We start from the raw sequence: 318 nt of genomic DNA, 5'->3' as shown, positions 1-318 counted from the left end.
CGGCCTTTTCCAGGCGGTCAAAGTTGTCGCTGGCAAAATGATACTCAATGGAATGCGGTAATTCTGCATTACTGCCATCATTTAGCAGCGCTTCAATGGTTTCCTGATTGAATTCATACCATTCGTTAAGTTCAGCACTCATTATTTTGTCCCATCAGTCGTAAATTGCCCGCAGTCTAGCCTGCTTTTGCATCAACGCCAATCATCATCAGGATTTAGCTTCCAGCTCTGCCACTTCTTTGTTCAGCTGGTCAATCTTGTCTTGCATTTGCTGATGAAAATACTGCGTCCATCCTTTCAAATCCCGGCTGTCATCCA

At 44.7% G+C, this 318-nt stretch carries 1 protein-coding gene; it reads right to left on the bottom strand.

Annotated elements, in window-relative coordinates; all coding sequences use genetic code 11:
* Window positions 1–142: ribonuclease E inhibitor RraB (locus J0A66_RS22495; protein ID WP_206576043.1), on the bottom strand; the 142-nt coding region annotated here is incomplete at its 3' end.
* Between the last annotated feature and the right edge of the window lie 176 nt (window positions 143–318).

Origin of the sequence: Bowmanella dokdonensis, assembly GCF_017254865.1 — a bacterium.
GTDB lineage: Bacteria > Pseudomonadota > Gammaproteobacteria > Enterobacterales > Alteromonadaceae > Bowmanella > Bowmanella dokdonensis.
This window is presented reverse-complemented; position numbering and strand designations above follow the sequence as displayed.